The organism is Chitinophaga nivalis (genome assembly GCF_025989125.1).
Classification (GTDB): Bacteria; Bacteroidota; Bacteroidia; order Chitinophagales; family Chitinophagaceae; genus Chitinophaga; species Chitinophaga nivalis.
Genome location: NZ_JAPDNR010000001.1, coordinates 2,690,540 through 2,700,126, shown reverse-complemented (window position 1 = coordinate 2,700,126; position 9,587 = coordinate 2,690,540). Strand labels below are relative to the sequence as shown.

Below are 9,587 nucleotides of genomic sequence, written 5' to 3'. Positions count from 1 at the left end.
TGTAATGTTTTTCATAAACCCAGGGTCTCTATAAACAGGATTCCGTTATTTTATTTGTTCATTGAATGGGTTTCTAAATTGGCAACAACAAGATTTAATCAACAACTAAAATCGCGGCATGAAGGTAAATAAAAAACGTATTAGAACAAAAAAACTTTATCGTGTGACACGTTAATTTTATGCCAACAATCCGGCATTTCAGACATTTTATTCTTCCCGCATTGGCTTATCCGGTGGGCTTTCTACCGAAAAAAAGACAGCTGCAGGACGATAATACTTTCTGAACCGTCTGCAACCGCTTACCTTTGCGTTATGAATTATTTCAAAGACCTGCTTGCGTTGTTAAAAACAGAACGCGAAGAGGACCGGCAATCTTATCTGAAATTAACTGAAACAGCTACGGTATCCGAACGGAGAGCCAATGGACTCACCTGGTATCCGATCGCTATCAAAGGTTCAGAAATGAGCCGCGGCGATTATCTGACCGTAGAGGTAGAACGAACAACTCACCAGGATGTTACACATCAGTTACGTTTCGGGGCAGATGCCGCCCTGTTCTCTCACCACGATCCTAAAAACGACCGGGTGGAAGGCACCATTACCTATCAGGGAGGCAACCGGCTGAAAATCACCTTACGTACCGATGAACTACCGGAGTGGTCGCGGGATGGTAAATTAGGGATTGATCTGCTGTTTGATGATAACAGTTATGATGAGATGCAGAATGCCCTTAAACAGGCCGATGCCCTCAGCGAAAAAAATGGAGAAAACCGCCTCATTAAGGTATTAACCGGCGTACAGGCGCCCGATTTCCGGACCGACCTTGCACCCGTCGTTATTCCTGCATTGAATGCCTCGCAGCAAACCGCTGTACATAAAATCTTATCAGCTACCGATATCGCCATTGTACATGGCCCGCCAGGTACCGGTAAAACCACGACGCTGGTGCAGGCCATCAAAGCCCTATACCGCGAAGAACACCGCCAGATACTGGTGGTAGCCCCCAGCAATGCCGCGGTAGATCTATTGAGTGAAAAGCTGTCTGATGAAGGCCTGAATGTATTGCGGGTAGGAAATCCGGCCAGGGTATCGAACCGGCTGACCGCATTAACGCTCGACAGTAAAATGGCGGAACACAGTAGCATGAAAGAAATTAAACGCTTGAAAAAACAGGCCAATGAGTTCAAAGACATGGCCCATAAATACAAGCGGAATTTCGGCAAGGCGGAGCGCGACCAACGTAAAGCCCTCTTTACGGAAGCCCACAACATCATGAAGGAGGTGGAGAAAACCGAGCAATACATCATCGACGACCTGGTAGCCAAAGCACAGGTGATTACGGCCACCCTCGTAGGCGCTCATCACTATACTGTAAGAAATCTGAAATACCATACCGTGGTAATCGATGAAGCCGGACAGGCCCTGGAACCGGCCTGCTGGATCCCCATCCTGAAAGCACAGAAAGTGGTACTGGCCGGAGATCACTGCCAGTTACCACCGACGATTAAATCCACCGAAGCGGCCCGCCAGGGACTTAGCACCACCCTGCTGGAAAAATGTACCGCCCTGCACCCGGAAGCAGTAGTATTACTGGAAGAACAATACCGCATGCATGCCACGATTATGGGTTATTCCTCCCGGATCTTTTATGAAGACCGGTTAAAAGCCCATGCCTCTGTTGCACAACACCTGCTGTTTTCCGACGACGCGCCCCTTTCTTTTGTAGATACTGCCGGATGTGGTTTCGATGAAAAACAGGAAGGTACCAGCACCACCAACCCGGAAGAAGCGGTATTTTTATTCAAACACCTGTCTCAGCTGGTGACTGCACTGGGCGCACATTATCCGGTTGCCGCCGACTTTCCTTCCATTGCCGTTATTTCTCCCTATAAACAACAGATTTACCTGTTACAGGAACAATTGCAACACTCCCCTGCCCTGCAGGCATATGGGGATAAAATTGCCGTGAATACCATCGATAGTTTCCAGGGGCAGGAACGGGATATTGTGTACATCAGCATGACCCGCAGCAATACCGACAACAACATCGGCTTTCTCTCCGACATCCGCCGGATGAACGTGGCCATGACGCGGGCGCGGAAAAAACTGGTGATTATCGGCGACAGTGCCACCCTTTCCCAATTACCTTTTTATGCAGACTTTATCACCTATGCGGAGAAAAGTGAGGCCTACCAAAGCGCCTGGGAATTTATGGACCTCTGATAAACGACCCTCATCAAGACATGATAAAGATAGCCGGTAAGATTTTACCGGCTATCTTTTCTGTTTAACCCTTCTATAACGTTTATGCCTATATCTATCCTGCCAGTGCGTTCAGGCGCCGGTATATATTCCTTACATTTATTGCATCCAAAATCTTATACCTTGAAATACTTGTTGTTGTTCCTGTTGTTGCCTGCGCTGGCGACCGCCCAGGAACAGAAAGAGGTGGAACCTGTTGTGTCAGATGATTACCTGCGATTGTTACCAAAGCATGCGGCAGATAGCCTGTTGTACCCGCGCCCCCGGCCGGTTATATATGAGCACTATTGGGGCAACCAGATACGTAGTGTTACAGTAGGTGCGCGTATGGTGCTTGTTTCTCCTTTCCTGCCCCGGCAATTGAGTCTGGGAGGTACCTATCGTACGGAGATGAGTTTACAGACCATTAACCAGCTACCCGCTTTGCAGCAGGCGTTTGTACAGGGGCGTTCCCTCGATGGACGGCTTACCTGGCAGGGACCGGAAACCGGCGAATTATTCAGCTACGGCCCCGCACTGTCTTCCCTGGAATTCGATGGTACCCGTTATCGCTATGACCAGCAGGGAAAGCTGGTACCGGCAGGAACCGGCAATGGCCAACCGGCTATCGCCTATAACAATAACATCTTCCGGACCGCAGTCCGGTTTAATCAATCCCTGCGCCTGCACAGCACTGTAAGACGTTATGATCAAGAGCAGTGGTATTTCCTGCTGGACCTGAGCCATACTGCTAATCAAATCGTCATCCAGGACAATAGCAACCTTTCCAAATCACTATCGGCCTCGGCTAAACGTTCGTTCTCCTGGGGATCCCTTACCGGCGCCTATCAATATCTGGGAGAAAAATACGCCAATCCCAACCGCAATGGTTTCCTGAACCGGGTATACCAACAGTCGCTCCTGACGCCTGTCAGCTTCGACAATAGTCAGGGGAACTATACTTTTACCGGCACCCTTCGCAGCTACAGCGACAAAGCAGACAATCCACACTTCCTGCTGGAAGAGAATAACAATCGTTTTAACCGCACCCAACAAAATGCCAGCCTGACCCTGGATAAATTCAAAAACCCGCTGAAATTTAAACTGATCCCCTCCTTTGAAAAAATACAGGAACGCAGTATAGAATACTATCCGCCTGGTGCAGCCGGATTTCCAACCGGCAGGAGTACCAGACGGGATAAAGATGATATCAACTATTCCCTGCGCAGCCAGCTGCTATATAACTTTAAAGGTAACAACCAATGGGTGGCTCCCGCTGCAGAAGTGAATTATAACTATACATCAGCCCTCACCACGATTCACTATACCCATCCGGATCTTACTTACCAATATCAACGATCAGCACATGATCTGTCTGCCGGCTTTTCGATCATTCACAGGGAGAACAGGCATATCGATGAAAGACTGGACATTGGCAACCGGTTTTATTTCTCCAATACCAGCCATCAGCAGCAATACTTTCTACCGTATATACAAACTGGTGTCACCTTTAAAGACCTATTTCACTATCCGCATGATCTCACAATAAAGATAGATGCAGGTCTTCATCATTTCAACAGTGAATTACCTGTTCATCAGTCCTTCTCCTACGCACAGCTTTTCCGCCACCACCCGGTGCAGTTCAACCGCTACTTTCCGGTACAGGAGGCAAAAGAATTTGATGGGCTGGCCCCCGTACAACACCAGGAATGGACCGGTAAAATTGCCGTGGACTATCATCAGTTACTTATCCTCCGTGCGTCCTTCGTGCTCCGTAACACCCAACGGGATATCTTTCCGGTGTATGAACGAGATCAGCTCCTGCTAAAAAACATCGCACAACATCAACACCGGGGCCTGGATCTGCAACTGGGTATTACCAAAAACATGGTGGGAGATCTCTGGATGTCGCATAACCTCTCCCTGTATACTTACCGCGACCAGGTACAACAGGTAGAAAACGGCTACGCCTATACGCCATTGGCAGGTTTCAGCAATGTATACAAGGCGCTGGTTCCGGGTCAGCCCATGGGCGTCATTATCGGTAACACCTATGCCCGCGATGCGCAAAACAATATCCTCATCGACGAAACCGGGTTTCCAATGGTCAATGACGCCCCTGCTATCATCGGTAATCCGACGCCCGATTTTATCCTGAAACTGGATAACACGATCTATTTTGAAAATTGGTCACTACATGCTACATGGGAATGGAAAAAAGGCGGCGATATCTGGAATGGTACGCAGGCAGCGCTGGACTACTATGGCAGATCAGCCGTTACAGCTGCCGAAAGAAATACCACCGGATATATTTTTCCTGGTGTACTGGAAGACGGACAGCCCAACAATATACCTGTCAGCTTTTATAATCCGGCGCGTCCTGTTACACAAAACAGGTGGACCCGGTACGGTATCAGCGGCGTAGCAGCGGATTATATACAACGTGCAGATCATCTCCGGCTGAACGATATCAGCTTAAGCCACCGATTCAATTGGCAGCGTACAGGCAGGCAGCTTACTATTTCAGCCTTCCTGCGCAACGTGATGCTATGGACCGCCTATGAAGGCGTAGATCCCAACCAGTTATTATTCGATCAGCCCAACAGCACCGGGCTGGATTTTTTCAACCTGCCCGCTGCCAAAACCTATGGGCTTTCTTTCTCTTTTCAATTTTAAACCGATGAAAAATAATCGCTTCCTATATCATGGCTGTTGGTGGTTGTTATGTTGCCTGCTGTGGGCCAGTGCTGGTATAGCACAAGTAAAAGACTACGCTGCCGGCAAGGAAAAAATCTATATCCATACCAACCATGTTTTTTTCACACCGGGCGAAACCCTGTATTTTAAAGTCTATGTAGTCAATGGCCGGGATCAGCTACCCAGCAGCCAAAGTACCATGGTACATACAGACATTATACTTCCTTCCGGTAACATATTAAAAACACTGCACCTGAAAGTAAAAAATGGTTACGCTACCGGCTCCTTTGACTTCGAGGGTAAGGTGGCGGGCGGCATCTATAAAATAAGGGCCTATACCTCCCGGATGAAACTGGAAAAAACGGATACCTGGTTCACCAAAGAAATTACCTTGCAACAGCTGATCGCGCCACGCATACTGATGCAGCTGGACTTCCCGAAAAAAGGATACGGCCCCGGCGATACCGTCCTGGCTGATTACACTGTGCGGAACCTTAGCGACCAACCGATCGCTTATCATCCCGCCAGCTTTACCGTGTCCATTGGCGGGCAAATCATTCAAACCCAAACTTTCCAGACCAGTCAGGCAGGTAAATCACAGCTCTCTTTCCGGCTGCCAGACAGCCTGTGTACCAGTGATGGCTTACTCAATGTAACAATTAACTATGACGGCTATACGGAGGCGATCTCCCGAAGTATTCCCATTACCCTGCAAAACATTGATCTGCAGTTTATGCCGGAAGGTGGTACACTGGTGCAGGATATGACCAGCAACCTGGCTTTTAAAGCGGTGAATGAATACGGGAAACCAGCTGATGTAAAAGGCATCATACAGGATCAGACAGGCAAACAGGTAGCCACTTTCGACAGCTACCATGCGGGGATGGGACAATGTATGTTTACCCCACAGAAAGGAAGTGTCTACACCGCCCGGATTATCAGCCCGGCAGGTATCTCCCAACAATATCCGTTACCCGCAGCCAGCGAATCAGGCGTAGTCATGCAGCTAGCGAAAAAAGATAAACAACTGCTGATTCACCTCAACGCAACTACTGCACAGACAGTAACGCTCATTGGCTCCGCCAGAAATGTGCCCTACTATACCCAATCCCTATCGCTGGTAAAAGGTGTACAAACCATCACCATTCCAACAGATAGCTTTCCCATTGGCATCGCCCGGTTTACACTCAGCACGGCCGCTCAGGTACCATTGGCAGAAAGAATTGTATTCCTGCATGCAGAAAAAAATCTGCGGCTGACCATCACACCGGATAAAAAACAATACCTGCCCCGGGAAAAGGTATCGCTCCAACTAACCACCACAGATGAAAAAGGCTTGCCAGTTCCCTCGAATCTTTCTCTTGCTGTAGTAGACGATAAACTATGGACATTGGCGGATGACAAACAGGATCACCTCCTGTCCTGGCTGTTGATGAGCAGTGAGCTATCCGGTAAAATAGCAGCACCGCAATATTATTTCGATACCACCAAACCTAAAGCCAGCAACGCGCTGGACCTGATGATGCTCACCCATGGTTATCGTTACTTTGCCTATACCGATACCAACCGCCTCACCGATTCCCTTTTATTACAGGCTGGCCGCCCGAATGTATTAAAGGGGATATTACTCAACACGATGAGCGGTCGGCCGGAACCGGGTATCGTATATCTGATTAACGAAACTTCCCATACTTTCCTTGCGCAGGTAACGACCAATAACACCGGGGAATTTGCTTTTCCTGATCTTACCGGCGGAGAAAAATATGCGTTGATAGGCCGTTCCCGGCACGCCCGTACAAAAGTCCGTATCCACATCCTCCAGAACGGCACTGATTTGTATAACTACCCACCAACAGCTACTACGCCCACAACAGCTGCTACCCCCCTTGTAATAGATGGGAAACAGCTGGTATCGCCCTTGTATACGGAGGAAATTATATCATCCTCCGGTTCCCACATTGTACCACCACCGATAGAACCACCCGGGGGTACTTCCCACCTGAGTGAAGTAGTGGTAATCTCCTATGGTACTGGCCATCGCCAAATGGTCTCCAGCAGTATGAGTACGATTCGTGCAGAAGACGTATTATACGTCGATAACCTTGCCAGCGCGCTGCAAGGCCGGGTAAGCGGCATTCAGGTGGTCAATGATGCCAACCAGCTATCCACCCAGATTTCCCTGCGGGGAGCTACCTCCTATACCGGTAGCAGTGAACCCCTCTTTATTGTGGACGGTGTGCCGATGCAGCCATCCTGGATGCGTTTTCATCCAAGTAACATTGCCACCATCACCATATTGAAAGACGCCAATGCTGTTGCCCTATATGGTTCCAAAGCAGTAAATGGGGTTATCATTATTACTACCCTGCAGGATAGAACAGAAAATATACTGCTGCCAGATAATGATAAATATCTCTTCACCAGCCACATCGTACCTTTCAAATATCCCGCCTACTCCGCTACCAGAAAATTCTATATGCCGGTATACACTTCTACCGTTACAACAGAACGGGATGATTTCCGCGAAACGATTTACTGGAACCCGGTGATACAAACCAACCGGCAGGGCACTGCCACCGTGGAATTCTATAATTCAGATGCCACCACCACCTTCCGCGCCATTGCCGAAGGCATTGGCTACAACGGAAAGGCCGGCTATAGTACGGCTACCTATGCCGCACAAAATGCATTGGATATAGACGCTAAATTACCTCCCTACCTTACCGCCGGCGATAAGCCCCAACTGCCGCTCGTGTTAAAGAACAACGGGATCACGGCGTTACCGGTACGGCTGACCGTCACCCTACCGGCCAACATGCATACCGGCCACTTTACAGATAGTTTGCTGCTGGCGCCAGGTACTTCCAGACAAGTACTTATACCCGTAACGGCTACCGCCGCCCTGCAAGACACCATCCGGTTCACCGTTGCCAGCGCTGTACAAACCACTACCCTCACCTTACCGGTGAATGTAGCCGGGAAAGGATTTCCGGCGCACCTCACCCTTACCGGCAATGCCTCCGGGCAACACACTTTTACAGTAAGTAACATGGTACCCGGTAGTATGCATAGTCAACTCAGGATTTTCCATCAGCCGGAAGGACAACTGCTGGATGGCATCGCCGCCATGCTGCGGGAACCACACGGCTGCTTTGAACAGGTATCTTCCACTACCTATCCCAATTTATTTATCCTGAAATACCTGCAGGAATCCGGTAAAGCTGATACGGCCATTACTGCTAGGGCCCTCCGCTACCTGAAAAACGGGTATGACAAACTGATTGCCTATGAAACCGCAGCAAAAGGATTTGAATGGTTTGGCAATACGCCACCACACGAAGCCCTTACCGCCTATGGTCTGATGCAGTTTACCGCGATGCAGGAATTTATGCCGGTAGATACCGCCCTGCTGGCACGCACCAAAAATTTTCTATTGAGTCGCCGTGATGGAAAAGGCGCCTTTCGTTTAGCAGAGGGGAAATACGGATTTGCCGTTACTCCTGCTGATGCAGCGCATCTCTACATCGTATATGCTTTATCACAGGCCGGTATGGGAAAAGACATCCTCCCGGAATATGAAAGTGCCGTTAAAAAAGCAAAAGCCAGTAACGATATGTATCTCTTATCCCTCGCGGCACTGGCAGCCAGTAACCTGCACCGCCAGGAAGATTACCGGCAACTCATGCAACAGCTCCAGACCGGTTATCAGGATAAAACATTGCAGCTAAAAGCCAGTCTGGTCAATGCCAGCGGCAGGTCGCTGGAGATTGCCGCCAAAGCTTTATATGCACTGGCACTCACTAAATCCCCTACCCCTACCCTTCCTGTCATACAAACACTTATTACGGATATCCTGGCCCAGAAATCCCATTATGGTTATGGGTCTACCCAATCCACCGTACTGGCACTGGAAGCTTTGTCTGCCTATTCCAAACTGGCTACCAGCGCCAATCAGGACCTGCGGATTCAGTTTGCCCTGAACGGAGATACATTGTCTGCCGGTGATACGTTACCGAAAACAATTGCCAACGGGCAGCATGTCTTTACCGTACAATACAGCCAGCCGGCTGCTACTATTCCGTATAGCCTGGATCTCAGCTACCAGACCTTTCAGCCGCCGAACAGCGAACAGGCCCTCCTGCAGTTGTCGACCTCCCTGCAGGCTTCTCCGGTAAAAATGGGGAGCACCGTACGTATGCAGGTAGCCGTTACAAATACGGCGCTTGCACGACTGGGCATGGCGGTAGCCAAGATCGGCATCCCTGCAGGCTTATCCCTGCAGCCATGGCAACTGAAAACACTCACGGAAGAACATAAAGTGGCCCACTACGAAATCTTTGATAACTACCTGGTATGCTACTGGCTTGGCTTTAGACCCGAGGAAACTAAAACCATCCACCTGGATCTCAAAGCAGATATTCCGGGTACCTATCGGGCCAAAGCCAGCAATACTTATCTCTATTATATGCCTGAACACAAACACTGGAATGAAGGGGTAAACGTGACGGTACTCCCATAATCTTCCGGCTTTATATTTTACTACGGGTCGCCCCTCTTCGGGCGGCCCGTTTTTTATGTTGCCATCTATCTAAATAATTCCTTTTTTATCCCCACTTTTTTTATATTTAAAGTGTTCTAAAACGGTTCAT

At 49.0% G+C, this 9,587-nt stretch carries 3 protein-coding genes; all 3 read left to right on the top strand.

Going from position 1 to position 9,587, the window contains the following annotated elements; all coding sequences use genetic code 11:
* Positions 1–312: 312 nt before the first annotated feature.
* The 3 genes from OL444_RS11065 (at position 313) to OL444_RS11055 (ending at position 9,457) form a co-directional block, all read left to right on the top strand.
* Positions 313–2,223, top strand: coding sequence for an AAA domain-containing protein (locus OL444_RS11065; RefSeq protein WP_264733144.1), 1,911 nt, complete (start codon positions 313–315; stop codon positions 2,221–2,223).
* A gap of 162 nt (positions 2,224–2,385) precedes the next feature.
* A complete protein-coding gene (locus tag OL444_RS11060) occupies positions 2,386–4,917 on the top strand; it encodes a hypothetical protein (protein ID WP_264733145.1) in 2,532 nt (843 codons plus the stop codon).
* Positions 4,918–4,921: 4 nt separating this feature from the next.
* A complete protein-coding gene (locus OL444_RS11055; protein WP_264733146.1) occupies positions 4,922–9,457 on the top strand; it encodes a TonB-dependent receptor plug domain-containing protein in 4,536 nt (1,511 codons plus the stop codon).
* The last annotated feature ends 130 nt before the right edge of the window (positions 9,458–9,587 follow it).